Genomic DNA, 430 nt, shown 5'->3' with positions numbered 1-430 from the left:
CGACCGCCCGGTCCAGGGCGTCACCGTCAACAGCGGCCAACACACGGCCGATCGTGGCCGACGACGGAGCACGCCGCCACCTGAGCAGATGGACGCGGATCCCGATCACTGTCAACAGCGCGTTCGATGCCCGCTGACCCCACTCGGCGAGCTCGTCGATGCTCCTCGCACCCGAGACAGCCGCGCAGGCACACACCAGCAGGACCGCGGTCAGCGAGTACCACCGACCCCGCCGCGAACGCGGGTCCGGCACCACGTCGAAGTAGGGGCGCAGGTCAGCGATCCGACCAGTGTCCAGCGGCCCCAGTTTCACCAGCACCGCAGGGATGAGAGAAGATGCAACGGCAGGCACGAGCCACCTCATGATCATCGGGCTTAGACACCACAATGATCACGAAGCTCGTGCCTGCTCTGCTATACACCCCAACCG

At 66.3% G+C, this 430-nt stretch carries 1 protein-coding gene; it reads right to left on the bottom strand.

The features are described 5' to 3' along the window. The coding region (locus ACFHWY_RS28870; RefSeq protein WP_416583384.1) for a transposase family protein at nt 1-319 on the bottom strand (319 nt) is incomplete at its 3' end. Nucleotides 320-430: the final 111 nt, after the last annotated feature.

Origin of the sequence: Micromonospora sp. LOL_024 (genome assembly GCF_048060415.1) — a bacterium.
In the GTDB taxonomy this organism is placed as follows: domain Bacteria; phylum Actinomycetota; class Actinomycetes; order Mycobacteriales; family Micromonosporaceae; genus Micromonospora.
The sequence above is the reverse complement of the archived record's forward strand: the minus strand, read 5'-3'. Positions and strand labels throughout refer to the sequence as shown.